Origin of the sequence: Wylensekiella montiformis (assembly GCF_009697385.1) — a bacterium.
In the GTDB taxonomy this organism is placed as follows: domain Bacteria; phylum Bacillota; class Negativicutes; order Selenomonadales; family Selenomonadaceae; genus Selenomonas_A; species Selenomonas_A montiformis.
Genome location: NZ_VUNL01000013.1, coordinates 16,074 through 41,404, shown reverse-complemented (window position 1 = coordinate 41,404; position 25,331 = coordinate 16,074). Strand labels below are relative to the sequence as shown.

Below are 25,331 nucleotides of genomic sequence, written 5' to 3'. Positions count from 1 at the left end.
CATGAAACAAGATGATCTGGAAAATACACAACTTATGAAATCAGCTGGTACGGAGCGGGAACGCAGAGCCGGGCGGACGGACAGCCTTTCTGATACGCAGTCCATGCCTCCGGTCCGCGAAGAGACGCTCGGCATCAAGCCGCCTTTTCCGCAGAAAGGAGCGGCCGCAAGAACCGGGACTGTGCGCGAATTATCTCCGGAGAAGCAGAATCCGGCTAAAAAAAACTCCTGGCTTACCCCAAAGCGAAAAAAGGCTTTATTGCTTGGCGGGGGATTTTTGGCGGCGTTGTTTATCGGATTTATGATAGCCGGCTATTCGCAGCAGCAGTCGCTGAGTAAACAGCAGGAACAGCAATTACAGGATCGGCAAAGGAAGCTGGCTGATCAGGAGACCGATCTCAAGGCCCGCCGGGCTCAACTGGAGCAGCAGAAGAAAGAACTGCAAGAGCGTCAACGCCAGTTGGAAAGCGAGGCCAGCCGCGCTCAGGGCCGCAATGAACAGCTCCGCGACAGTGCGCCAGGGTCGGCGATAGGCCGGCTGGTGGATAAAGTGACCGGTCGGGAGTCCAAAAGAAATCGGCAGGTCAGCGAAAACGATCAGAAGAGTGCGCAGGCTACCGGGGATGCCAGTGCCGTGGAAAAGTCTGTGGAAGAGGCGCAAAGCATGCTGGATGATGTCAATGCAAAACTGGATCAGGTGACATCGATGAAACAGGAAGCTGCGCAGCTCAAGGATAAGGCCGTCAATGCTTATGATGCCAATAAGGGCATGATTGATCAGGCGGTCTATTATGCAAAGGTCGGTGCGGGAATGCTGGAAAACTGGCTCTCCCGCTGAGTAAAGGAAGTGCAGTGTGTTGAAAAAATTATGGATTGCGGTCATGGCTTTTTTATCGTTGGCCGTCGTGGCCGGATGCGGCACGGGTGAAAAATCGGCTGAAGCCCCTCAGGGCCTTCAGCCTTTGACAATTGGTCTGATGCCGGATACAGATTCGGTGCCTTTCCTGATTGCACAGGAAAAAGGTTTTTTTGCCGAGGAAGGACTGCAGGTGAATCTTCAGCCGTTTCGCAGCGCCATGGATCGGGATTCCGCGTTGCAAAGCGGCAACCTTGACGGCGCTGTTTCCGATATGCTGGCTGTTGCCTTTTCCAGATCCGGCGGATTTGACGTGAAAGTAACTTCCCGTACAGACGGAAGTTATAAGCTCATTGCCGGAGCCTCTTCCGGAATCGGCGATGTGAAGGAACTGGCGGGGCAGGATGTCGCTGTATCCCGCAATACGATCATCGAATATGTTACCGATCAGATTCTGACGCATGCACAGATGGACAGCGAAAGTATTCATAAGGTGATTATCCCGCAGATCCCGACACGATTGGAGATGCTTCAGAATGGGAAGCTGGCGGCGGCAACACTGCCCGAACCGATGGCGAGCATTGCCGTTCACAACGGCTGCCGGTTCCTCACCGGGTCCGATGAACTGGGGATTAATCCTGGTGTGATTTTGTTTACCGGCAAGGCGGCGGATCACAAACACCAGGAGATACAGGCGATGTATCGTGCCTATAACCGGGCGGTGGATTATCTGAATCAGACCCCGCAGGATGAATACATCGATTTGGTGATTGAAAAGGGCGGATTCCCGCCGGCGGCAAAAGAAGCGCTGAAACTGCCGGTCTATCACAAGGCAGAACTGCCGAAAGAAAGCGATGTGACGGACTGCATCCGCTGGTTGAAGGAAAAAGGATTGATAAACGAAACATACAGCTACAAGGATCTGGTCTGTGATCTGCTGTGAGGAATGTGGGGAAAAAGACATGATTGAAGCCAGGCATCTGACTGTCGGGTATAGCAGCCGCAGCCGGAATAATCCGGTTTTATGCGACGTCAGCCTGACGGTTCCACAGGGGGCGGTCTGTGCGGTGATCGGTCCTTCCGGATGCGGTAAGTCTACGCTGCTTAAAGTGATTGCCGGTTTGATTCATCCGGATCAGGGCAGCGTGCTGCTGGACGGCAGCCCGGTAAACCCGAAAAAACGAAAAATCGGTTTTATGCCGCAGAATTATGGCCTTTTGCCATGGAAGACGGTCCGGGAGAATATTCTTTTGGGCTGTCGGATGAAAGGAGAGATTACTGCTGCAACCCGAAGGGAAGCCGAAAGGCTTTGCCAGTGTCTGGGACTTGAGGGCTTGGAACGGCGCTATCCACGAGAACTAAGCGGCGGTCAGCAGCAGCGGGTGGCGTTGGCCCGGTCGTTTCTTCTTCGTCCGGATGTCCTTCTGATGGACGAACCGTTTTCCGCGCTGGATGCGATTACGCGCGAGGAGATGCAGGATGTATTTTTGACGTTATGGAAGCAGCGCGGCACGACTACCATACTGGTTACGCATTATGTGGAAGAGGCGCTTTATCTGGGGCAGACCATCGTGCGTATGTCGGCTGATCCGGGAACCGTGGCGGAGGTTATTCCGAATCCTTTGGCAGGCCGGACAGAAATGCGGATGTCACAGGAATTCTTTGCCCGGGGGCGGGAACTGCGTGAAAGGATACGGGCGGGAGGTTGTCATGAATAAAGGACATATTGTCATCCGGTCTTATCTTTTCGGCGCAGTATTCCTTCTCTTTCTTTGGTGGGGAATCGCGCTTCTGCTGGATCTTCCGGTGATACCTGCGCCGGATAAAGTGCTTTTGAAGCTGGTTCGTATTTTTTCTCAGTCGGTGGCCGTTCATGCCGGCTTTAGCCTCTGGCGCATTGCCGCCGGTCTTTTGCTGGCCGTCCTCATCGGCTATCCGGTCGGCGTTATAATGGGCTATTTTCCGCGGGCGGACCGTTTTCTGGCGCCGCTGGTTTATTTGACGTATCCGATTCCGAAGATTGCGCTGCTGCCGATTCTGATGCTGCTGGCTGGAGTGGGAGAGTTTTCGAAGATTTTAATGATCTTCCTGATCATTGTCTTTCAAGTAGTCATTGCTGTGCGCGATGCGATACGGACGATTCCTGTTGAAACCTATTATCCGCTGTATTCGCTCGGAGCCTCCGTTCGCCAGATTTTCTGTGAGGTGATTTTTCCTGCCTCCCTGCCGAAATTCATCACGGCTGTTCGTGTTGCCATGGCAACGGCTGTTTCCGTCCTGTTTTTTACCGAAACGTTTGGCACGCAATATGGCATGGGGTATTACATTATGGATGCCTGGCTGCGCGTCAATTATCTGGATATGTATGCAGGGATCGTCGTACTCAGTCTGATGGGGCTGCTGCTGTTCGGGCTGATTGATATGGCCGAGTACGTCACCTGCCGCTGGCGGCGCTGAGGAGGATCGGAGAAGCCTATGAGAAAAACCAGTCGCTGCCTGCTGTTGATTTCACTGGCGGCAGCCCTTCTGGCTGGCGGGCTGGCTGTGCATGGATTTTGGCAAGGTTCCATGAACAGCCGGGAGGAAGGAAGCATTGAGATCATCGGCGAAGCAGAGCCGGACCCCGCAGCGGTAAAGGATGTCCGTCAGGCTGTGGAGGCGTTTCCGTCGGTTCTGGAAAGCACGACGGGCATCCGGCTTCATCATCCGGTCAAGGTTTATGTGACGGGGTCGGAACAAAGTTATCAAAACGTATTAAAAGATGCGTTTCACCTCAGTGCGGAGGAAGCCGGTGAAATTGCCGCGCTTTCCGGCGGCTGGACAGGCGGGCGCAGGGGACTGACGGCGATCAATGCAAAGGCCGGAGTGATGTCCACACCGGCAGACCGTATCAGTACGACGGGGCATGAGCTGTTTCATCAGGTTCAATATGAGCTCAGTCGCGGCCGCGACACGGATGAAAAGGCGTTGTTCTGGCTGGAAGAAGGATCGGCGGATTATTTCGGCGCGGTCCTGGCCAGTCATTTGGGACAGCGGCCAGTGGATAAATGGATGATGGATGTCAAAGCAGAATTGCTTGGAGCAGCAGAAACGGCCAGTCCGGATCAGCTTCAGCACAATAATCTGGAACAGCGAAAAGCTTTGATGAAAAAGAATCTTCATTCGTATGCCATGTCGGATCTCATGAGCTGGTATCTGCTGTCTACGCGTGCCGAGGGCATCGAATGCCGCAAACTCGGAGAATACTTTGAACGCCTCGGACAGGCAGAGCGTGGCGAGCAGGCTTTTCAGGAGACATTCGGCATTGCGCTGGATGATTTTTTGCGTGAATTCCGTGTCTGGTGGCAGCAGGAGCAAAAAAAAGAAGCCGTTTTTCATTTCGTTTCGCGAAAGGGCGTCCGCGAGGAACTGGCTGATGAACTGGCCCGTCAGGCACAACTGGCCCAGCAGTCCTTCCAATCCCATTTTGGCGGGACTCTGCATGGTGAATACCAGATTGTTCTGGCTTCCGACCAGCAGGACCTGTCCCGGGCTGTGCAGGAATTTTGCGGCATGAATCCGGAGAAAGCCGGCACTTTGGCTGCATCCAGTCTTTGGATTGAAAATGGGAGCACCGTACTTATCAATGTCGGACAACTGGATACCAGACGGCAGCAGATTTTCAGCATGGGAACGATGCTCATGCGGATCATGCAGTCACAGCGGTCAGGACATCCGGCAGAGGATATGGAGTGGCTGGTACGGGGGGCAGGGTATGTCATGGGGACGGTTCGGCTCAGCGAGTCCGGATATGGGGCGCTGACTCAATATCGTCAGGCATGGCTGTCCGTTCTTCGTCAGTCCGGACGGCTTCCTCCGCTTTCCCGCATGGAAACGGCAGATGGGTATCAGTCTGCGGCAGAAGAATTTTCTGAGGATACCGTTTCCGTTTTGGCAGAATACGCGGTTTTGCGGCTTGTCGATCGTTACGGCTGGCAGTCTTTGGCGGAGTGGCAGGACAAAACGCGCCTCACGGGCGACAGCCGCCGGGCTTTCCGACAGGTATACGGTCAGGATTGCCGTTCCTTTGAAAAGAGCATAGAGTCGTCACTCGGTCAGTCCCTTTTGTATACAAAATAAACGCTTTACAAGTGCACTGTCTTGTGATATTATAAGTCATGTCAGAAGACAAATATGTTTTGGCAATGGAGCCATACAGAGTATTGATTGGGTGTGCTGATCGCACAGCTGGATGCTTTGTATGGCTTTTTGGTGTGGATTCTGTATTGAAAAGGATGGTATATGATGGACGATTTACTTTATGTCATTCCGGCAAATTCCAGCAAAGAAGATGTTCTCAAGCAGGTGAAAGCACATCCGGAGATTAAGTTCGTTTCTTTGGTCGGCGTCGATATGGCCGGCAATGATACGGACGAGAAGATTCCTGTTCGTATCTTCCTTAAGGATATTGATGAGTTTTATGCTGGCACGGCAGTGCAGACAGATGGATCGTCTGTGGTTCTTCCGGGAATTGCTACGCTGAATAATGCAAAGGTGGATATGCCAGTGGATCCGTCGGTCAACTGGTTTGTCGATTACAATATGGAATATTATGATGAGGAAACCGAGAAACCGGTTGGTACGCTGCGTATTCCGTCTTTCCTGATTCATGAGGGCAAACGCGTAGATTCCCGTGCGGTACTGGCCGATACCCTTTCTTATGTCAAAAAGAATCTGCTGCAGCTGTTCAAGGAAAATCCGAAGATGTCGGGGCTGGAGAGTGTAAACGGCAGCGATGTGACGGATATCCAGTTTACTTCTGCGACAGAGCTGGAATTCTGGGTCAAGACTCCGCTGGAGGATGCTGCCATTGAAGAAATGTCCGCCTCTCAGGTTCTGCAGGAACAGTACTGGGAGCGTCTGCATGGCGTGGTCCGCACGGCTATGGAGACCTGCCTGCTGGAACTGGATAAGTATGGCTTCAAGGTAGAGATGGGTCATAAAGAGGTCGGCGGCTTGAAAGCGCAGATCGACGAGAGTGGTCATATGACGCATGTCTGCGAGCAGCTGGAAATTGACTGGCGCTTTGCCGATGCCCTGCAGGCCGCAGACAATGAGATTTTTGTACGCTCTGTCGTGAAAGAGACGTTCCGTTCCGTCGGCTTGGAAGTAAGCTTCAAGGCAAAACCGATGATCGGGCTGGCCGGAAATGGTGAGCATACGCATATCGGCATGGCGGCGGTGACCAAAGACGGGAAGATGCATAATCTTTTCACGGCGGATGATCCGAAGAAGGATTTCATGAGTGCTGTCGGTTATGGCGCCATCATGGGCATGCTGAAAAACTATGAGACGATCAATCCGTTTGTCTCTGCGACGAACGATTCTTTGAACCGTTTGAAACCTGGCTTTGAGGCGCCGATCTGTGTCGTCACCTCGCTGGGACATAAGCCGGATCAGCCTTCCCGCAACCGTACGATTCTTGCCGGACTGATTCGTGACCTCAGCAATCCGTATGCAACGCGTTTTGAGCTGCGTGCCTGCAACCCGTATACGAATACTTATCTGGTGCTGGCCGCCATTTATTCGGCCTGCCTCGATGGCATTAAGGCTGCGGTTAAGCATACGACGGCCGAACTCGTTGCCGAGATCTCCAAGGATGCTGGCGAAGAGGGGTTCTATCTGGAAAAGGATCGTGCGTATCGTTCGGAGAACAATGTCTTCGAAGACTATACGGACGAAGAGCGCAACCGTCTCTTTGGCGCACCGCCGGCTACGGTTTGGGAGAACATGCAGAATTTCGAGAATTATCCGGAGAAGAAGTCGGTGATTACTGCCGGCGGCGCGTTGGATGATCAGATCATCAGCGCGTTCCGTGATGGTGCGCTGCTTCGCTGGAAGACGGAGCTGATTTCCCGCATTATTCCGGAAAACCGCGATATTGTCCGTGCGGCAAAGGAAATTCATTCGGATTTTGTGACGGATCAGGATTCGTATAATTGGAACAAGATTAGCGGCATTCGCAGCTATCTGGCCAAAGACAGCATCGATGAAAAATCTCTGTTTACGCTGCTCACGAATGCTTTGAACGAGGGCGATTATGCGACGGCTTCCGGCCTTCAGGTTGAGATGTACGATAAGGTGGAAGAACTGAAAGCGCTTTATGACGCATATTCCAAGAATATGATCTGATGCAGAAATAAAAAAATCGCATATCTTGAAGAGATGCCCTCCTGAGCAGGCTGCAAGGCCCGGTCAGGAGGGCGTTTTGTGTCTGACGCGTTTTTGCGGAACCGGCAGGATTTTGTCCGTCTGGAAGCGAATACATAAGCATATTGTCTATGACGGTTTGGGGGAGGATTTTGTGATGGACAATCAAATGCTCTGCCAGTTTCTGGAGGATAAGCCGGCGGCCTGCAAGGTGCTGGTCGTTGGGGATATTATGCTGGATAAGTATTATTATGGCGAAGTGACGCGGATTTCGGGAGAAGCTCCTGTGCCGATTACCCGGGTGCATTCTTCCACGGAAAAATTGGGCGGCGGTGCGAATATTGCCTGTAACCTTGCTGTGCTGGGCGTCAGGACGGGGATTTCGGGATTTGTCGGTGACGATCAGCACTGTGAGAGTATGGTAGAAAAGTTTCGGCGCTATGGTATTGATGCGTCGGGGCTTATTTATACCGACCGGCCGACGACAACGAAGGTGCGTGTCGTCAGCGGGAATCAGCAGATGTTTCGGCTTGATTTCGAAGAATCCGGGGCCGTGGATGGTGAGGACGCGCAGAAATTCCGTCAGTATATCGGTCAGAAGCTCAATGAGAGTCTGGATTGTGTGGTCATTTCCGACCATGATAATGGAGCCTGTACGGAGAAAACTTGTGCGAAAATTATCGAGCTCTGCCATAATCACGGGGTTCCTGTGGTGGTGGATATGAGCGGGCACAACTGGGTGAATTACGCGCATGCGGATTATGTTGTAGCCAATATGAAACGGGTAAATCAAGCGCTTTTGCAGCCTGTGGAGAATGAGGATGACCAGGTAGAAAAGGCGGCGCATTATTTGCTCCGCAAGTATCGGCTGCGCAATGTGATCGTGACACGATCTCAGCAAGGATTATCTTTGGTGGGGAAGGATGTGGTCGCTCATATTCCGACGAAGGCCCAGGAGCTTTTCGATGTGCTCGGCGCGACGGATAGTATCGCGGCAGTCTTTGCGCTGGCGCTGGCTGGCGGATTGAATCCGAGACATGGAGCATATTTGGCCAATCTGGCGGCCGGCCGTGTCGTTATGAGGCTTGGAACGTATGCTGTGACGCGGGAAGAGCTGCAGGATCTTTTGCGTACGCCGTAAGCATGAACAGAATGGGATTAAAAAACAAAGCGGCAGTACCTATGTTATAATAAGTTACATAGGACAATCGATCCGTTTGACAGATGCTGCGCTTCCCCTGGCGGGGATCCTTTCGGCTGCTGCATCCACTGGGGCTGATTTGTGAAGTCTTATCGTAACTGAAATCGATTTTGGGAGGTATTTTTTTGGAAGAAAAAGACATCATTCATGGATTCCGGGTATTGAGAAAAAGCGAGATTGGCGAAACGAACTCGGTGGGGTGGCTTCTGGAACATGAAAAGAGCGGAGCGCGTCTCTTTTTCCTGCAGAATCAGGATGATAATAAGGTGTTTTCGATTTCTTTTCGCACGCCGCCGGTGGATGATACCGGCGTAGCGCATATCGTGGAGCATTCGACGCTCTGCGGAAGCCGGAAATATCCGCTGAAGGAGCCGTTTGTCGAGCTGGTTAAAGGGTCTCTCAATACCTTTCTGAATGCGATGACTTATCCGGATAAGACCATGTATCCTGTGGCCAGCCGTAATGATAAAGATTTTCAGAACCTTATGGATGTTTATCTGGATGCGGTATTTTATCCAGCCATGCGCGATAATCCACAGGTGCTTATGCAGGAGGGCTGGCATTATGAGATTGAAAAACCGGAGGATGAGCTGTCGTATAGCGGCGTAGTTTACAATGAGATGAAGGGAGCGCTGTCTGCGCCGGATGATCTGCTTGAGAGCCGGATTATGTCTTCCTTGTATCCGGATACGACTTATGGCTTTGAATCGGGCGGGGATCCGGAAGCCATCCCGGATCTGACTCAGGAGAAGTTTCTGGCTTTCCATGAGCGCTATTACCATCCGTCCAACAGTTATATTTATTTGTATGGAGACCTGAATATCGAGGAAAAACTGGCCTATCTGGATGAAGAGTATCTGAGCCGTTTTGACCGCATTCCGGTGCCGTCGCGGATTGAGCGGCAGCCGGCTTTTCCCAATATGGTGCGGTGGTCGGGAGAATACCCGGTCAGTGAGGAGGAAGATACGAAAGAAAAGACCTTTCTGGCGTTGAACTGGGTAGTCGGCGACAGCCTGAATTCCCGGGATATGATGGGGCTGGAAATTTTGGAACACGCGCTGCTTCGGACTCCGGCCGCACCGCTCCGCAAGGCCTTGATCGATGCCAGAATCGGCAAGGATGTCGATTCGAATTTTGAAGACGATATCCTGCAGCCTTTTTTCAGCATCATTGTGAACAATGCGGAAGCAGATCGTGCGGAAGCGTTTCGGGAACTGGTCCTTAATACTTTGCAAAATCTGGCGGATCATGGATTGGATCGTACGCTGTTGGAAGCCTCCGTTAATCTGCTGGAGTTCCGCCTGCGCGAATCGGATTATGGATCGGCGCCTAAGGGGCTGATCTATGGAATACGGGCGATGAAGACCTGGCTTTATGACGGGCAGCCGGAGGACAGTCTGCGCTATGAGGAAAATCTGGCTGCGATTCGGGAGGGATTGGATCAGGGATATTTTGAAGACCTGATCCGCCGGTATTTTTTGCAGAATACGCACAGTACCCTGCTGGTCCTGTCGCCGGACAAGACGTTGGCCGAGAAGCGCGAACGGGAGCTACAGGAGCGTCTGGCTGAGAAAAAAGCGGCGATGTCGCCGCAGGAGATTCAGGACGTCATTCGGGCGACCCGCGCCCTCAAGGAGCGGCAGCAGAGTCCGGAATCGGAGGAGGCGCTGCGCACCATCCCCGTGCTGGGCCTCTCCGACATTCGTCGTGAAACGTATGAACTTCCGCTTTCCGTACGAGAGATCGAGGGGACGACGGTTCTGTTCAGTGATATTGAGACGAATGGCATCGTTTATCTGAACCTTTATTTTGATGCGCAGACCGTCCCTCAGGAATATCTGCCGTATGCGTATCTGCTCAGTGAGCTGCTGGGCAATGTTGATACGTCCGAGCATACTTATGCCGAGCTGGCTAACTACAAAAATCTTTATACCGGAGGTGTTGCGTATGAGCTGACCACTTATACGCGCAATGGTGAGCCGGACTCCAATCTGCCTAAATTCCGCATCAAGGCCAAGGCGCTCAGGGAGAAACTGCCGCAGCTTTTCCTGTTGCTGGACGAGGTGCTGAATCGCAGCCGGTTCACGGATGCAAAGCGCATCCGTGAACTGCTGGAGCAGGAACAGGCATCCATGGAAGTCAATTTGCAGCGTTCCGCTCATCAGGTTGTCGCATCCCGGCTGGCGGGCTATATCCATGAAGCCGGCCGTTATGCGGATGAAGGCGGCTTGCCGTTTTATCAGTTTATCCGCGATCTTTTACAGCATTTTGATGAGGCCCTGCCGAAAATGCAGGCAGTATTTCAGGAACTTATGCCGCGCCTGTTTAATCAGCACCGTCTGATTATCAGTGTGACAGAGCGGGAAGAGGGATATCCGGCCATCGAACAGGGCTTCCGCAAATTCCGGCAGACACTCAGTGCGAAAGAGTTTGCGCCGGAGACGTATCATTGGACGCTGCAGGCACTGAATGAAGGGTTGTTCTCTTCCAGTCGTGTTCAGTATGTCAGCAAAGGCGCGAATTTTATCCAGCTTGGCTATCCGTTTACCGGCTCCATGCATGTATTGGAAACGATTTTGCGCTATGGGTATTTCTGGACGAAGATTCGCGTGCAGGGAGGCGCTTATGGCGCCTTCACGAATTTCAACCGGAATGGTATGATGTATTTCGGTTCTTATCGCGATCCGAATCTGCGGGAAACTCTGGATGTATTTGACGGGACAGCAGCATACCTCCGTCAGTTCAGCGCGTCAGATCGCGAAATGGATAAGTTTATTATCGGAACGATGAGTGTGATCGATACACCCCTGACCCCGCAAATGAAAGGAAACGCTGCAGCAACATGCTGGCTTAGAGGCATCAGTCGCGCAGACCGCCAGAAAAATCGGGAACAAATTCTGGATACCCGTCAGGAAGATATCCGGAATTTGGCCGAAACGATCGATGCCTGCATGAAGCAGAATGTGTTCTGTGTGTTTGGCGGGCAGGAAAAACTGGAAGAGGAGCGGTCGTTGTTTGGTACGATTAAGCCGGCGCTTTGACGTTTATCCGGTGCTGACGGGCTCTGAACAGAGCTCACTTTATATGATATGCGCAGAAAGGACGTTGACTTTCCGCGTGTATCATGTGATAATGAGTAAAACGCGCAACAATTAGAATAAGCTCGCAATGGGAGGCTTTTTTATGAAAAAACCAATTTTCAAGGGCGCTGGAGTAGCTATTATTACGCCATATACAGACGACGGAATCAATTTTTCGGAGCTGGGGCGTATTATTGAGGATCAGATTGCCGGCGGTACGGACGCGATTGTCATCACCGGTACGACGGGCGAATCGGCTACCATGACGGATGCGGAACACCGGGCGACGATTAAGTTTGCCGTGGATCAGGTCAAGGGACGCATTCCGGTTATTGCCGGTACCGGCTCAAATGAGACGGCTTATGCGGTGGAGCTTTCCCAATACGCTGAAAAAGTTGGCGCAGATGCCTTGCTGGTGGTCACGCCTTACTATAACAAATGTACGCAGAAGGGACTGATTGCGCATTATACGACAATTGCGGACGCGGTTCATATTCCTATCGTTCTGTATGATGTTCCTTCTCGTACCGGCGTCTCGATTGCGACGGAGACGTATGTTCAGCTGGCTAAGCATCCGAATATTGTTGCCGTTAAAGAGGCGAATGGCGATTTGTCCAAGATTCTGCGTCTAAGAGCGGCAGTCGGAGATGATCTTGTGCTTTATTCCGGAAATGACGATCAGATCCTTCCGATTCTCTCGCTGGGCGGACAGGGCGTCATTTCAGTGCTTTCCAACGTAGCGCCGAAGGCAACGCATGAACTTTGTCAGGCATATTTTGACGGAGATGTGAAAAAGGCATCGGATATGCAGATTCAATATGCCGACCTCATTGATGCGCTGTTTTGCGAAGTGAATCCGATTCCTGTCAAGGTAGCGATGCGCAAGCTGGGCTATGCAGCAGGTCCCCTGCGCATGCCTCTTTGCGAGATGGAGCCGGAGCATGAACGGAAACTGGAAGCTGCGCTCCGGAATCATGGGTTAATCAAATAAATACGGATAACGATGGACTGCTGCATGGTTTGCAAGGCGTAAAATCCTTCCGGAAGGAAAAGGATTTTCGGACAGAGCTCTTTGCAGCAGTCCTTTTGCGTGAGAGGGGAACGACAAATGCATGGCGTTTTTGACATTGTCGGACCGGTGATGATCGGTCCGTCGAGTTCACATACAGCCGGAGCCGTCCGGCTGGGTCTGATGGCGCGCAAAATACTCGGTGAGCCGGCTGTGCGGGCGGAAATTAATCTGCACGGCTCCTTTGCCCGCACTTATCGCGGCCATGGAACGGATAAAGCGTTGATCGCCGGAATATTGGGATTTTCTCCGGATGACGAGCGCATCCGTGATGCCCTGAAGCTGGCGCGGCAGCAGGGGATGGATTACAGTTTTCAGCCCGTCAATCTGGAAGATGCACACCCCAATACGGCAGTGATCTATCTGGTCGGTGTGACCGGGCGCATTGCACGTGTGCGCGGCGCTTCTGTTGGCGGCGGCAATATCCGGATCACGAATATCGATGGATATGAAGTGGAATTGACAGGTCAGTATCCCGCGCTGATTACGATCCATCGCGACAGGCCGGGCGTCATTACGCAGGTTACGCAGATTCTGTCCCGTTATGAGGTTAATATTGCGTTTATGCGCGTATCCCGCCAGAACCGGGGCGAGACGGCCATGATGATTATGGAGCTGGATGATCAGCCGGCCGAGGAAGTAGTGGAAGAATGTCGTGAAGTTTACGAGGTGGAAAATGCGTTTTCCATTCCGGCGATTTGATTGATGGGAGGATATGTATGATTCGCTTTAATACGCTGAAAGAATTAACGGCTATGGCGGAAGAAAAGGATCTCCCCGTACATGAAATCGTGATTGCCCGTGAAGTACACGATAGTCAGCATGACCGGGAAACCGTACTTGCCGGCATGGAAGAGAACTGGAGGGTGATGCAGGCAGCAATCGAACGGGGGATCCGGAATACCGAGCGCTCTGTCAGCGGAATGACCGGCGGGGATGCCCGGCGTCTGTATGGTTTTCGCGAGGAGGGCTATCTGGGCAGACCTGCACTTTCCGCGGCATCTTATGCGGTAGGGATCAGCGAGGTCAATGCCGTGATGGGGCGCATTGTGGCCTGTCCGACAGCCGGCTCCTGCGGAATCGTTCCGGCTGCTTTGTATGCAGCAAAAGAGATAAAAAAGGTGTCGGATGCGCAGATTATCCGGGCGCTGTTTACGGCGGCCGGAATCGGCATGGTCATTGATCAGAATGCCTCCATTGCCGGAGCTGCCGGAGGATGTCAGGCCGAATGCGGTACAGCGGCCGGGATGGCCGCCGGCGCGCTGGTTGAACTGGCTGGCGGAACACCGGACATGGTCGGCAATGCCTGCGCACTGGCGATCAAGAATTTACTGGGGCTGGTCTGCGATCCGGTAGCAGGACTGGTCGAAGTACCCTGTGTGAAACGAAACGGTTTTGCTGTGGTCGAAGCGATGCTGGCAGCGGATATGACTATGGCGGGGATCCGGTCGGCGATTCCTGTAGATGAGGTGATCGATGCTATGAACCGCATCGGGAAGGCTCTGCCGAAATCATTGCGGGAAACCAGCGAGGGCGGTCTGGCGACAACGCGGACGGCTCGGGCTATTGAAAAGCGTGTTTATCCGGAACAGAGCAAACGATGAATCACGTGTTTCATTTTGGATCCTTTGGGATTTTTACTGGCAGAAACAGGGGAAATAGTGTAAAATAGACATGACGCGGATGCGTTTGCAGCGTCAGATAACTGTAGCAATCGGAGGGAAGAAGTCCATGAAAAAAATCATTCGAATTTTGTTAGTGGCTTGTATGGTCGTACTTGGTACGCAGGCAGCATTTGCCAACTCAGATAAAGTGACGGTGCAGGAAGGCGCGGATCTGACATCGGTCAAACGTCTGGCCGTCGGCATGCCTCTTTATCAGCAGGTGGACCCTAAGGCGCCGGACAAAGCGATGCTGACTCAGATCGTTTTTGATTCCAGCCGCGTAACCCGCAGCTATGTCGTATCTTATGATGCTGTGGCCGAAGGGATCAAGACGGCATCCAACGTGGATATCAAGGCATTGGATCGTCGTCAGGCAGCAAAAGTGTTTAAAGAAAACGCTGTCCATTATGCGGATGCGTATGTCATTCTGACTGTGGCCAATAACAGCCGGACGACGTTTTTCTTTGATGTCTATAAATCCGGAACCAATCAGCTGCTTTACAGCTACGAAATTCGTGCGAACAAAAACGAGGGCGATACGGTAAATACGTATACGACGCTTTGTGAGCAGTTTTATAAGCACTTTGAGCGTTCGGCGGAAGAACAGCTGAAAGCTGCCAGCAAGAAAAAATAAATGAAAAAAGAGAAGCCTTCCTGTCGGGAGACTTCTCTTTTTTCGTGGTTCTATGCAGGATGTATTTATTCATGTGCGAGATAGATCGGCTTGATTTTGGCGGATTCTGCAATATCCTGATCGAGAAAACCGCATCGGACCATGGAATCAATGACGACGAACTGACGCTTCTTGGCCATCATGAAATCTACGTAGGGCGAATAAACGGAGGGGGCGTTGGGAAGTCCGGCCAGCATCGCTGCTTCCGGGAGCTGAAGTTCCGAGGGCTTTTTTCCGAAATAGCCCTTGGCGGCAGGGCCTATTCCATAATAGTCGGAGCCATAATAAATGGTATTGAGGTAGAGCTCCAGAATTTCATCTTTGGAATAATTGGCTTCCATATCGAGCGCAAGCAGCAGTTCTTCTGCCTTGCGTCCGAATGACTGCTCATGGGTCAGAAACAGGTTTTTGACCAGCTGCTGGGTAATGGTGCTGGCGCCTTCTTCGATCTGGCCATACTGGAGATTTACGAGGGAAGCGCGGATGATGCTTTCCGGATCAAATCCGTGATGGCTGTAAAAACGGCTGTCTTCGACTGCGATAATCGCTTGCTGCATCGAATCCGGGATATCGCGAATCGGTACATAGCTGTCCGGATTGATTCGACTGCTGACGGCCCGGCGAAGAAAGAGAAAACGTCCGATACGATCGGCAAGAGAGAGCTGCACCGGGCCGCCTTCCTGCCGGAGAGCCGGAGGCTGGCGTTCTGGTGCAGGCAAGAGGTCGCCTGCATGCTGCCAGGTTCGCGGCGAAAAGACGGAAGTTCCTCCGGCGCAGAAAAATGCGGCAAAGAAGATCAGAATAAGAAAGAATAGGAAGCGGAACAGCTTCCAAAACAGTTTCTTTTTTTTGTTTTTTTTCATGGCATACTCCTTGAAGGACAAGAGCAATGATAACTTTTCTATTATATCATGTTCTCGTAGAATCGGACAGGGCGGTGCTGTCAAAAATATTTCTGTCAGGGGTTGCAAAATTATACATTAAAGATGTATAATTATAAACATACTTTATCCTGTGCGCTCAGGAAGAGACCAATGCGGTATTCCTACGGAGCCGGGCATGTTTGAGGAGGAGAGTATATGAAGGTCAGTGTTTTAGGTGCTACGGGGTATGCCGGAGCAGAGCTTCTGAGAATTTTATATAATCATCCGGAAGCAGAGGTCGTGCATATCACGTCGGAAAGTCATACCGGCGAAAAGATCGCCGATCTGTATCCGCATTTGCGAGGCCTTTATGATATGACGCTGGAGAGCATGAAGGAAATAGAAGCGATTGGCGATGATAGTGATTTCGTATTCATCGGGCTGCCGCATGGTCATGCGATGGAGGTCGGACGGGCCATGGCAGGGAAACCGGTCCGAATCATCGACCTCGGTGCGGATTACCGATTTGCAGATACGTCCGTCTATGAAGCATGGTATCATGTACCGCATACGCATCCCGAAGCGGAACGGGTCTATGGGCTGGCGGAGCTTTATCGTGAGGAGATACGGAACGCCAAGATTATCGGCAATGCCGGCTGCTTTACGACAGCAAGTATTCTGGCGCTTGCTCCGCTGGCCAAGCAGCATCTGGTCGATGTGAACACCATTATTGTTGACGCGAAGTCCGGCGTATCCGGCGCCGGACGTTCGGCAAAGCAGGCTAATCATTTTCCGGAACTGTATGATAATTTCCGGGCATATAACGTGGCCGGTCATCGTCATACGCCGGAAATCGAACAAGCCATCACCGATTTGTCCGGGGAGAAATCCATCATTAACTTCACTCCCCATCTGGTACCTATGTCACGTGGCATTCTTGCTACCTGCTATGCCCGTCTGCGGGACGGAATCGCATCGGAGCTGGTGGATGCGGCATATGAGAAATTGTATGGCAAGGAGCATTTTATCCGTTTGCTGGGACGCGGCGCGTATCCGTCGACTAAGGATGTCCGCGGGTCAAACTTCTGCGATATTGCCTGGCATATCGATCCGCGCACCAATCGCGTGATTGTCCTGTCGGCGATCGATAATCTGGTGAAGGGGGCGGCCGGGCAGGCTGTTCAGAATTTCAATATTGCCTGCGGATTTGACGAAACAGCAGGTTTGGATTATGTGCCGATGTATCCCTGATAAGGGACGCAGTCGAATTTTGCCATGAGTGGAAGTACAGAAAGGAAATGAGAATATGTTCAGTGAACAGAATGCAAAAGCAGGTGTTACATTCCCGCAGGGATTCAAGGCGGCTGGCGTCAGGGCCGGGATCAAGAAGAGCGGTAATTTAGACGTTGCGGTTATTTATACGGAAAAAGAAGCGGCTGTTGCGGGGACGTTTACGCAGAATGCGGTTGCGGCGGCGCCGGTGTTCGCTTCGAAGAAGGTGGTACAGACGGGAACCGCGCATGCTGTCACGGCAAATGCTGGCTGTGCCAATGCCTGCACAGGGGAGCAGGGCGCTGCAGATGCTCGTTCCATGCAGCTGATCACGGCGCAGGAGCTCGGCTGTCAGCCGGATGATGTCATTGTCGCGTCCACAGGTGTTATCGGTGTGAATTTGCCGATGGACAAGATGGAAAAAGGGATTCATCAGGCTGTGTCGGAACTGGATGAACACGGCAGTGAAAATGCCGGCAAGGCTATCATTACGACCGATACGTATTCGAAGGCATGCGCGACGGAGGTGGAGATCGGCGGAAAGAACGTCCGCTTCGGAGCTATCGCCAAGGGGTCGGGGATGATTCAGCCCAATATGGCGACGATGCTTTGCTTCATTACGACGGATGCAGCTATCGACAGCAGCCTTCTTCAGAAAGCGTTGTTGGAGGTCGTTGAAGTTACGTTCAATATGCTCTCTGTAGATGGTGATATGAGTACGAATGATATGTGTATCGTTTTGGCGAACGGAGCGGCCGGCAATGCAAAAATCGAGTCCGAAGGCGCGGATTACGATACGTTCAAGGAAACCTTGCTGAAGATTTGCCGGGGGCTGGCAGAGCGTATCGCTTCCGATGGTGAAGGGGCGACGAAATTTTTGACCATTCACGTCACGGGAACCAAATCGTTTGCGGATGCGAAAAAAATCGGTATGAGCGTAGCCAACAGTCCGCTGGTCAAGACGGCTTTCTTCGGTCAGGATCCGAATTGGGGCCGCGTGATCTGCGCTGTCGGTTATGCCGGTGTGCCGATGGATCCGGAAAAGACGGTGGTGAAGTTCGGGGGGATTCCGGTCTATGCCGGCGGCGTTGGCGCCGAGGCCGATGAGGAGGCGCTGCGTGCGGTCATGGCAAAGCACGATATTGTCATTGAGATCGATATGGGCAGCGGTGAAAGCGAAGCGACGGTCTGGACCTGTGATTTCTCTTATGAATATGTGAAGATCAACGGAGAATATCACACCTGATCGATGGAGGACAAGGAAGGGGGCTGCCGATTACGTTTACGGCAAAGGATAAGGCATCTATTCTGGTGGAAGCACTGCCTTATATTCAGGAATTTTATGGAAAGACCATCGTGATCAAGTATGGCGGAAATGCCATGATTAATGATGAGCTGAAAGAAAAGGTCATGCAGGATGTGGCCTTGATGAAATACGTTGGGATCCGGCCGGTCATCGTCCATGGCGGCGGACCGGAGATTACGGGATTTCTTAAAAAAGTTGGCAAACAATCTTCCTTTGTCGCCGGGCTGCGTGTGACGGATGCCGAGACAGTTGAGATTGCTGAGATGGTACTGGACGGCAAGGTGAATTCGGAGATCGTCAATCTGCTGAATCATCGCGGCGTCCGGGCGGTCGGTCTCAGCGGGAAGGATGCGGGACTGATTCAGGCACGCAAGAAACTGGCTACCGTCTATGAAGGAGATACATCCCGCAAGGTGGATATCGGATACGTCGGTGAAGTGGAGCAGGTAAATACGTCGATTCTTGAAGATCTGCTGGATCAGGATTATGTGCCGGTCATCGCACCGATCGGCGTCGGTCAGGATGGCGAGAGCTACAATATCAATGCAGATTATGTAGCGGCTGAAATTGCTGGGGCCTTGCAGGCGGAGAAATTGCTGCTGCTTACGGATATTGAAGGAATCTACCGGGATTTTCATGACAAGGATACCTTTATTTCCACCCTGCATCTGCCGGAAGCCAGAGCATATATCCGTGACGGCGTGATTGCAGGAGGCATGATTCCCAAGGTGGAGGCCTGCCTTACGGCGCTGGATAAGGGCGCCGGAAAAACGCATATCATCGACGGACGATTGGATCATTCGATTATTTTGGAGATTTTTACTTCCAAGGGAATCGGCACACAGGTTGTGCGCTAAGAACAGGAGCTGGATAGACATGAAGGAAACAGATCAGGAGATTTTTGCGGAGGACAGGGAAAATTATCTCCCTGTATTCAACCGGTATCGGATTGTTCTGGATCATGGAGACGGAGCTTATGTCTGGGATATCAATGGCAGAAAGTATTTGGATTTTCTGGGCGGCATCGCCGTCAATGTACTCGGACATCATTATGGCCCGCTGGTACACGCTGTATCCGAGCAGGCGGGAAAGCTTATCCATTGTTCTAATCTTTATTACACGCAGCCGCAGGCGGATGCTGCGGCGCAGCTTGTTCGTCTCAGCGGTCTTGGCAAGGCCTTTTTTGGCAATTCAGGAGCCGAAGCCAACGAGGGAGCGATAAAAATCGCCCGCAAGTATGCGCATCAGATTGACCCGGATAAGTCGCAGATCATCACTGCCTGGGACAGCTTTCATGGCCGTACGATTGCTACGCTTACGGCAACCGGACAGCCGCATTATCATGAAGGAGTAGGGCCGCTGCCGGCTGGATTTGATTATGTTCATTATAATGATGCCGCTGAGCTGGCAGCGATGATGAGCGATAAGACTGCAGCAGTTATGTTGGAGACGATTCAGGGAGAGGGCGGTGTGTATACCCCTGACCCGGGATATCTGCAGCAGGTGCGGGCGCTTTGTGACAAGTATCATGCGCTGCTCATTTTTGATGAAATTCAGGCGGGCATCGGCCGCAGCGGCAAATTCTTTGCCTATGAGAAGTATGGGGGGAAGCCGGATATCGTTACCTTGGCAAAGGGGCTTGCCGGCGGCGTACCCATCGGCGCGTTCCTGACTACGGATGAAGTGGCCCGGGCATTCCGGCCCGGCGATCATGGCACGACGTTTGGCGGCAATCCGCTGGCATGCGCTGCGGCGAATGTCGTGCTGAATACTGTGCCGAAACCGGAATTCCTGCAGCATGTTGAAACGGTTGGGGCCTATTTCAAAGGAAAATTGGAGGCATTGAAGGATAAATATCCATCCGTGCTGGTTGATGTGCGCGGTACGGGACTGATTCTCGGCGCGGAGCTTTCCAACAGTGAACATGGGCGGGATATCGTCAATGCCTGCCTGGACAAGGGAGCAATCATCAACTGTACGGCAGGAAAAGTTCTGCGATTCATTCCGCCGCTCATTGTGACGAAGGAACAGGTGGATGAGGTAGCGGATATTCTGGATACGGTATTGGCGGAGTTTGCTTGATCTGTTTTTTGCATATGTATACAGAATTTCTGATGAAGTCCACTTCACAAGCACATATTGTCGTAGTATAATATGCATTAGTGATGGACTGTGATTACAGTAATGGAGGTCGTTCAATGCTGAAGGGGAAAGATATGTTATCCATCCACGATTTATCTGTGGATGATGTACAGGAAATCCTTACACTGGCTCAGGAATTGAAAGCGATGCAGAAAGCGGGAGTGGAACATCATCTGCTTGCCGGCAAAACGCTGGGCATGATTTTTGAAAAGTCTTCGACCCGTACGCGCGTTTCCTTCGAGACCGGCATGTATCAGCTGGGCGGACAGGCGCTGTTTCTTTCGAACCGTGATCTGCAGCTTGGCCGCGGTGAGCCGATCAAGGATACAGCCCGCGTGCTCAGCCGCTATCTGGACGGGATCATGATCCGTACTTTCGGTCATGACCGCGTTGAGGAGCTGGCCCGCTGGGCGGATATACCGGTCATCAATGCGCTGACGGATTTGCTGCATCCCTGTCAGGTGCTGACGGATCTGCTGACCATTCAGGAGCATAAGGGGAAAAACCTGCGCGGACTCAAGATGGCCTATGTCGGTGATGGAAATAATATGACGAATTCCTATATGTACGGCTGTGCCAAGGTAGGAATGACATTTGTTGCAGCGACTCCGGAAGATTATCGTCCGGACGAGACTGTCACGAAACAGGCTATGGAAGATGCGCGGGCTACCGGAGCGTCCATCGCGCTTGTGACTGACCCGAAGGAAGCAGTCCGGGGAGCGGATATTGTTGTCACGGATACCTGGGCCAGTATGGGACAGGAGAAGGAACATGAAGCCCGGAAGAAGGTTTTCGCCCCGTATCAGGTCAATCGGGAACTTTTGTCCGGAGCGGACAGGCGTGTGATTGTCATGCATTGCCTGCCGGCTTATCGCGGTGAGGAAATTACGGACGATGTGCTGGAAGACAATGCGGATGTCATTTTTGATGAAGCGGAAAACCGGCTTCATACACAGAAAGCGATCATGGCACTGACCATGGGCTGAACATAGATACCCATAGGGATCATGAGGAAGAAAATAGAAAAGAGGTTTTATTTATGGCAAAGCAAATTAAAAAAGTAGTGCTGGCTTATTCCGGTGGTCTTGATACCTCCGTTATTATTCCGTGGCTTAAGGAGCATTATGATGGCTGCGAGGTCATCGCCGTCTGCGCCGATGTCGGACAGGGGGATGAACTCAACGCCGTACACGACAAGGCACTGAAATCCGGTGCATCCAAGGTCTACATCGAAGACCTCAAGGAAGAGTTCCTCAAGGAATACGTCTGGCCGACGCTCAAGGCCGGTGCGGTCTACGAGGACAAGTACCTGCTCGGCACGTCGTTCGCTCGTCCGATCATCGCCAAAAAGCTCGTCGACATCGCCAAGGCAGAGGGCGCTGACGCCATCGCACACGGCGCTACGGGCAAGGGCAACGATCAGGTCCGTTTCGAGCTGACGGTCAAGGCGCTCGCACCGAACATCACGCTGATCGCTCCGTGGCGCGAGTGGGACCTCGATTCCCGTTCCGCTGAGATCGAGTATGCCAAGAAGCACGGCATCCCCATCGCGACGGAGAACAAGACGTACTCCATGGACCGCAATATCTGGCACCTTTCCCATGAAGGCTCCGACCTCGAGGATCCGGCCAACGAGCCGCACAACAGCATGTTCCTGATCTCGAAGGCACCGGAAGATGCCAAGGACGAGCCGGAATACGTCACGGTCGACTTCGAGAAAGGCGAGCCGGTTGCCGTCAACGGCAAGAAGATGGATCCGGTCGCTCTCCTGACGGAGCTCAACGAGATCGGCGCGCGCAACGGCGTCGGCATCGTCGACATCTGCGAGAACCGCCTCGTCGGCATGAAGTCCCGCGGCGTCTATGAGAACCCGGGTGGATCGATCCTCTACTACGCACACCGTGAGCTCGAGTACCTCTGCCTCGACCGCATGACGTACCACTTCAAGCAGCACGTCGCCGTCCGCTTCGGCGAGCTCGTCTACGACGGCATGTGGTTCTGCCAGCTGCGCGAGGCGCTGTCCGCTTTCGTCGACAGCACGCAGCAGACGGTCACGGGTACGGTCAAACTCAAACTTTACAAGGGCAACATCATCTCCGCCGGCTCCAAGAGTCCGTATTCCCTCTACAGCAAGGAATACGTCACATTTGAGCATGATGATGTCTACAATCAGGCTGACGCCACGGGCTTCATCAACCTCTTTGGCCTGCCGCTCAAGGTACGCGCCCTGATGCAGGAGAAGAACAGTAAATGAGCAAGGCTATGTGGGGAGGCCGTTTCTCCAAGTCGACCGATGAGATGATCAACGAGTTTCAGGCCTCCATCAATTTCGACAAGCGCATGTACCACGAGGATATCGCGGGCTCCATCGCGCACGCGACGATGCTCGCGAAGTGCGGCATCATCACGGAAGAAGACCGCGACAAGATCATCGCGGGTCTCAAGGACATCCTTCAGAAAATCGAGGAGGGCAACTTCGCGTTCTCCGTCGACCTCGAGGATATTCACATGAACATTGAGAAGCGCCTGACCGACGCCATCGGCGAGGCCGGCGGCCGGCTGCACACGGCGCGCAGCCGCAACGATCAGGTCGCGCTCGATACGCACATGTATGTGCGCCGCGAGGTCGTGGCCGTGCAGAAGGAGATCGAGAACCTGCAGCGCGCGCTCGTCGAGACGGCGGAGAAGTACAGCGATGTCATCATGCCGGGCTACACGCATCTGCAGCGCGCACAGCCGATTCTGTTCTCGCATCACCTGCTCGCGTACTTTGGCATGCTCTCACGCGACTTCGCCCGCTTCGAGGGCGTCTACAAGCGCGCGGACATCATGCCGCTCGGCGCCGGCGCCCTCGCCGGCACGACCTTCCCGATCGACCGCGAGTTCGTGCAGAAGCAGCTCAACTTCGAGAACATCTACACGAACAGTCTCGACGCCGTCAGCGACCGCGACTACATCATGGAGTTCCTCGCTGCGGCCTCGATCCTCATGGTCCATCTCTCGCGCCTCTCGGAGGAGACGATCCTCTGGTGCAGCCGCGAGTTCCACTTCGTCGAGCTCGACGATGCGCACTGCACGGGCTCCTCGATGATGCCGCAGAAGAAGAACCCGGATGTCTCTGAGCTCGTCCGCGGCAAGACGGGCCGCGTCATCGGCCACCTCATGGCCATGCTGACGACCGTCAAGGGCCTGCCTCTTGCCTACAACAAGGATCTGCAGGAGGACAAGGAGGGCATCTTCGACGCGATCGACACCGTCAAGTTCAGCCTCGCCGTCTACGCGCAGCTGATCCGCGGCATGAAGGTCCGCAGGGATGTCATGAAGAAGGCCGTGACGGAGGATTTCTCCAATGCGACCGACCTCGCCGACTACCTCGTCAAGAAGGGCATGCCGTTCCGCAAGGCGCATGCCGTCTCGGGCCAGGCCGTCCACGACTGCATCGAGAAGGGCATCTACCTCGAGGACATGAGCCTCGAGGACTTCCAGAAGCTCTCGCCGCTCTTCGGCGCCGACATCAAGGAGGCCATCAGCCCTGAGACGTGCGTCAAGAACCGCAACTCGCTCGGCGGCACGTCCTACAAGCAGGTGGAGCTCCAGCTCAGCGCTGCCAAGGACCTGCTCGCAGCCGAGGAAAAGATTTCCGACAAGGCCGCCGACCGGCAGATCCAGGTCAAGTAAATAAAAAGACAAGAAACGAGAGGCCCGCTTCTCTCATCGCTCTTGTGCGATGGGGAAGCGGGCTCCTCGTCTTTGTGTCTATGTAGAATGGAACGGCTGGCCGTTGTCGAGGTAATACGTCTCGTGGACGACGGCGCGGGGACGCGGCGATGGCCTGGTCCTGTCAATGATGGGGCAGGAAGGGCGCGAGGCGCGGGGCGAGGTATCGGGCGAGGCGGGCTGAGCCTGACTTCGTCGGGTGCGTGCCGTCGCCGACGAAGTCCCCGGGGGCGAGCAGCGGGCCGTCTGCGTTGAGCGCGATGTAGTGGGCCGGGATGTCCTCTCGCTGCGCGCGCTGGCAGGACTCCTCAATCCAGAGGCCCGCGAGCGGAGAGACGGCGGCGGGCAGCGGCTCAAGGCAGATGATGGGGGCAGCGGGATTCATCTCATGGACCTGGCGGATGAGGCCCGTCCAGGCCTGCACGTATTCCTCGTGATAGGGGCGGCGCTTCTTGTCGCTGAAGTCGTTCGTGCCGAGCGCGAGGATGACGGCGGAGACGGGCAGCTTCTCACTCTGCCAGATGGTGTTGCCGGGCGTCTTATGCGCACCGTAGAAGGTCCAGCGGTAGCGCTCCTCCGTGTGCAGGCCGCGGTCTGGCCAGCCGGCGCCCCAGTTGTGGACGACGCCTTCGCCCGACTTGGCGACGATGCTGTAGTCGGCGCCGAGAAGGCGCGCGAGCTGCGGCGCAAACGCCATTGAGCCGTCCTCGATGGCGGCGTCGTTGTGGCCGCGCTTTTTGCCGTCGTTGCGGAAGCCCGCGGTGATGGAGTCGCCGACGAACTCGAGCCGCAGCGAAGATGCCTGCCTCGCGGGCGCGTCGAACGCCTCGGCCTCGAGCCCCGCAAAGCGGCTGACTCCGTACGATCCCTCGGTCGCGCGCTCGAGCCGGAGCGTGTGGCGCCCTGCGGGAAGGCCATCGGCGAGTACGGTCGGCCCGCTCCTGGCTGCGCGCACTTTGCGCGAAGGGCCCCCGTCAATGGAGACGAGCCAGCGGTTCTCGGGGTCCTGGAGATGGGCGGCGACATGCGTCCCCTGGAAGGCTGCCTCCAGGTAGACGGCGCCCTGTGCCGCCTCGTAGCAGCCGCCGTTTTCCTGCCAGCGCCCTTCGTAGTGGATGGCGGGGCTGGCGGCCGGGCAGGAGGCGGCGAGGGCGGCGCCCGGCAGCGCGAGGAAAAGCGGGAGGCTGGCGGCGAGCAGGCGGTAGTTCATGGCGATCTTCCTTTCTGGTGGTGTCTCTGGTCTGCACATGGCGGTCACATTTTCGTATGTTCTTTTGTTTTTCGGCTTCGGGCTTGATT

At 53.8% G+C, this 25,331-nt stretch carries 21 protein-coding genes; 19 read left to right on the top strand and 2 right to left on the bottom strand.

Features of this window, described 5'->3' with window-relative positions:
- The first annotated feature begins 1 nt into the window (after position 1).
- From FYJ78_RS10800 to FYJ78_RS10745, 12 genes are all read left to right on the top strand, one after another.
- Positions 2-838 (top strand): hypothetical protein, encoded by an 837-nt coding sequence (locus FYJ78_RS10800; RefSeq protein WP_154621396.1) that lies wholly within the window; start codon positions 2-4, stop codon positions 836-838.
- A gap of 19 nt (positions 839-857) precedes the next feature.
- Positions 858-1,799 carry an ABC transporter substrate-binding protein gene (locus tag FYJ78_RS10795; RefSeq protein ID WP_154621395.1) on the top strand — a complete coding sequence of 314 codons (942 nt, stop codon included), beginning with the start codon at positions 858-860 and terminating at the stop codon, positions 1,797-1,799.
- Positions 1,800-1,818: 19 nt separating this feature from the next.
- The gene (locus FYJ78_RS10790; RefSeq protein WP_154621394.1) at positions 1,819-2,574 is read left to right on the top strand and encodes an ABC transporter ATP-binding protein; all 756 of its coding nucleotides are present in this window, start codon (positions 1,819-1,821) and stop codon (positions 2,572-2,574) included.
- Entirely contained in the window at positions 2,567-3,313 is a 747-nt protein-coding gene (locus FYJ78_RS10785; RefSeq protein ID WP_154621393.1) for an ABC transporter permease, read from the top strand. The genes FYJ78_RS10790 and FYJ78_RS10785 overlap by 8 nt, the downstream gene beginning before the upstream one ends.
- A gap of 18 nt (positions 3,314-3,331) precedes the next feature.
- A complete protein-coding gene (locus tag FYJ78_RS10780; protein WP_154621392.1) occupies positions 3,332-4,975 on the top strand; it encodes a hypothetical protein in 1,644 nt (547 codons plus the stop codon).
- 165 nt (positions 4,976-5,140) lie between these two features.
- Positions 5,141-7,027: a type I glutamate--ammonia ligase gene (locus FYJ78_RS10775; protein WP_154621431.1), complete on the top strand. Its 1,887-nt coding sequence runs from the start codon at positions 5,141-5,143 to the stop codon at positions 7,025-7,027.
- A 175-nt stretch (positions 7,028-7,202) separates the two neighbouring features.
- Complete coding sequence (locus tag FYJ78_RS10770; RefSeq protein WP_154621391.1) at positions 7,203-8,186, top strand: bifunctional heptose 7-phosphate kinase/heptose 1-phosphate adenyltransferase; 984 nt, start codon at positions 7,203-7,205, stop codon at positions 8,184-8,186.
- Positions 8,187-8,371: 185 nt separating this feature from the next.
- On the top strand, positions 8,372-11,287 hold the full coding sequence (locus FYJ78_RS10765) for an insulinase family protein (RefSeq protein ID WP_154621390.1): 2,916 nt from the start codon (positions 8,372-8,374) through the stop codon (positions 11,285-11,287).
- Between the two features lie 142 nt (positions 11,288-11,429).
- A complete protein-coding gene (gene dapA / locus FYJ78_RS10760) occupies positions 11,430-12,317 on the top strand; it encodes a 4-hydroxy-tetrahydrodipicolinate synthase (RefSeq protein WP_154621389.1) in 888 nt (295 codons plus the stop codon).
- A gap of 117 nt (positions 12,318-12,434) precedes the next feature.
- The gene (gene sdaAB / locus FYJ78_RS10755) at positions 12,435-13,097 is read left to right on the top strand and encodes an L-serine ammonia-lyase, iron-sulfur-dependent subunit beta (RefSeq protein WP_154621388.1); all 663 of its coding nucleotides are present in this window, start codon (positions 12,435-12,437) and stop codon (positions 13,095-13,097) included.
- Positions 13,098-13,114: 17 nt separating this feature from the next.
- Complete coding sequence (gene sdaAA / locus FYJ78_RS10750) at positions 13,115-13,999, top strand: L-serine ammonia-lyase, iron-sulfur-dependent, subunit alpha (protein WP_154621387.1); 885 nt, start codon at positions 13,115-13,117, stop codon at positions 13,997-13,999.
- A 127-nt stretch (positions 14,000-14,126) separates the two neighbouring features.
- Positions 14,127-14,693, top strand: coding sequence for a coenzyme F(420) biosynthesis enzyme (locus FYJ78_RS10745; protein ID WP_154621386.1), 567 nt, complete (start codon positions 14,127-14,129; stop codon positions 14,691-14,693).
- Between the two features lie 65 nt (positions 14,694-14,758).
- Here FYJ78_RS10745 and FYJ78_RS10740 read toward each other — a convergent pair whose 3' ends face one another.
- A complete protein-coding gene (locus FYJ78_RS10740; protein ID WP_154621385.1) occupies positions 14,759-15,595 on the bottom strand; it encodes a transglycosylase domain-containing protein in 837 nt (278 codons plus the stop codon).
- Positions 15,596-15,811: 216 nt separating this feature from the next.
- Between FYJ78_RS10740 and argC the strand changes: the two genes are divergently transcribed.
- The 7 genes from argC to argH all read left to right on the top strand — a co-directional run bounded on the left by argC (position 15,812) and on the right by argH (position 23,993).
- Complete coding sequence (gene argC / locus FYJ78_RS10735; protein ID WP_154621384.1) at positions 15,812-16,846, top strand: N-acetyl-gamma-glutamyl-phosphate reductase; 1,035 nt, start codon at positions 15,812-15,814, stop codon at positions 16,844-16,846.
- Positions 16,847-16,901: 55 nt separating this feature from the next.
- Positions 16,902-18,113, top strand: coding sequence for a bifunctional glutamate N-acetyltransferase/amino-acid acetyltransferase ArgJ (gene argJ / locus FYJ78_RS10730; RefSeq protein ID WP_154621383.1), 1,212 nt, complete (start codon positions 16,902-16,904; stop codon positions 18,111-18,113).
- 29 nt (positions 18,114-18,142) lie between these two features.
- The gene (argB, locus tag FYJ78_RS10725) at positions 18,143-19,030 is read left to right on the top strand and encodes an acetylglutamate kinase (protein WP_328597711.1); all 888 of its coding nucleotides are present in this window, start codon (positions 18,143-18,145) and stop codon (positions 19,028-19,030) included.
- 19 nt (positions 19,031-19,049) lie between these two features.
- On the top strand, positions 19,050-20,255 hold the full coding sequence (locus FYJ78_RS10720; RefSeq protein WP_154621381.1) for an aspartate aminotransferase family protein: 1,206 nt from the start codon (positions 19,050-19,052) through the stop codon (positions 20,253-20,255).
- Positions 20,256-20,371: 116 nt separating this feature from the next.
- Entirely contained in the window at positions 20,372-21,301 is a 930-nt protein-coding gene (gene argF, locus FYJ78_RS10715) for an ornithine carbamoyltransferase (protein ID WP_154621380.1), read from the top strand.
- Between the two features lie 53 nt (positions 21,302-21,354).
- Entirely contained in the window at positions 21,355-22,569 is a 1,215-nt protein-coding gene (locus FYJ78_RS10710) for an argininosuccinate synthase (RefSeq protein WP_154621379.1), read from the top strand.
- Positions 22,566-23,993: an argininosuccinate lyase gene (gene argH / locus FYJ78_RS10705; RefSeq protein ID WP_154621378.1), complete on the top strand. Its 1,428-nt coding sequence runs from the start codon at positions 22,566-22,568 to the stop codon at positions 23,991-23,993. The genes FYJ78_RS10710 and argH overlap by 4 nt, the downstream gene beginning before the upstream one ends.
- Positions 23,994-24,156: 163 nt before the next feature.
- On the opposite strand, the gene FYJ78_RS10700 is transcribed toward argH, so the two are convergent.
- The gene (locus FYJ78_RS10700; protein WP_195847949.1) at positions 24,157-25,242 is read right to left on the bottom strand and encodes an SGNH/GDSL hydrolase family protein; all 1,086 of its coding nucleotides are present in this window, start codon (positions 25,240-25,242) and stop codon (positions 24,157-24,159) included.
- Positions 25,243-25,331 lie beyond the last annotated feature (89 nt).

Excerpts from the sequence above, each read along its gene's own strand:
- argF (WP_154621380.1), top strand. The coding sequence starts at position 20,372 with ATGCTGAAGGGGAAAGATATGTTATCCATCCACGATTTATCTGTGGAT.
- FYJ78_RS10720 (WP_154621381.1), top strand. The coding sequence starts at position 19,050 with ATGAAGGAAACAGATCAGGAGATTTTTGCGGAGGACAGGGAAAATTAT.
- FYJ78_RS10700 (WP_195847949.1), bottom strand. The coding sequence starts at position 25,242 with ATGAACTACCGCCTGCTCGCCGCCAGCCTCCCGCTTTTCCTCGCGCTG.
- argH (WP_154621378.1), top strand. The coding sequence starts at position 22,566 with ATGAGCAAGGCTATGTGGGGAGGCCGTTTCTCCAAGTCGACCGATGAG.
- FYJ78_RS10770 (WP_154621391.1), top strand. The coding sequence starts at position 7,203 with ATGGACAATCAAATGCTCTGCCAGTTTCTGGAGGATAAGCCGGCGGCC.
- sdaAB (WP_154621388.1), top strand. The coding sequence starts at position 12,435 with ATGCATGGCGTTTTTGACATTGTCGGACCGGTGATGATCGGTCCGTCG.
- FYJ78_RS10800 (WP_154621396.1), top strand. The coding sequence starts at position 2 with ATGAAACAAGATGATCTGGAAAATACACAACTTATGAAATCAGCTGGT.
- dapA (WP_154621389.1), top strand. The coding sequence starts at position 11,430 with ATGAAAAAACCAATTTTCAAGGGCGCTGGAGTAGCTATTATTACGCCA.
- sdaAA (WP_154621387.1), top strand. The coding sequence starts at position 13,115 with ATGATTCGCTTTAATACGCTGAAAGAATTAACGGCTATGGCGGAAGAA.
- FYJ78_RS10740 (WP_154621385.1), bottom strand. The coding sequence starts at position 15,595 with ATGAAAAAAAACAAAAAAAAGAAACTGTTTTGGAAGCTGTTCCGCTTC.
- argJ (WP_154621383.1), top strand. The coding sequence starts at position 16,902 with ATGTTCAGTGAACAGAATGCAAAAGCAGGTGTTACATTCCCGCAGGGA.
- FYJ78_RS10710 (WP_154621379.1), top strand. The coding sequence starts at position 21,355 with ATGGCAAAGCAAATTAAAAAAGTAGTGCTGGCTTATTCCGGTGGTCTT.
- FYJ78_RS10785 (WP_154621393.1), top strand. The coding sequence starts at position 2,567 with ATGAATAAAGGACATATTGTCATCCGGTCTTATCTTTTCGGCGCAGTA.
- argC (WP_154621384.1), top strand. The coding sequence starts at position 15,812 with ATGAAGGTCAGTGTTTTAGGTGCTACGGGGTATGCCGGAGCAGAGCTT.
- FYJ78_RS10775 (WP_154621431.1), top strand. The coding sequence starts at position 5,141 with ATGGACGATTTACTTTATGTCATTCCGGCAAATTCCAGCAAAGAAGAT.
- FYJ78_RS10780 (WP_154621392.1), top strand. The coding sequence starts at position 3,332 with ATGAGAAAAACCAGTCGCTGCCTGCTGTTGATTTCACTGGCGGCAGCC.
- FYJ78_RS10790 (WP_154621394.1), top strand. The coding sequence starts at position 1,819 with ATGATTGAAGCCAGGCATCTGACTGTCGGGTATAGCAGCCGCAGCCGG.
- FYJ78_RS10745 (WP_154621386.1), top strand. The coding sequence starts at position 14,127 with ATGAAAAAAATCATTCGAATTTTGTTAGTGGCTTGTATGGTCGTACTT.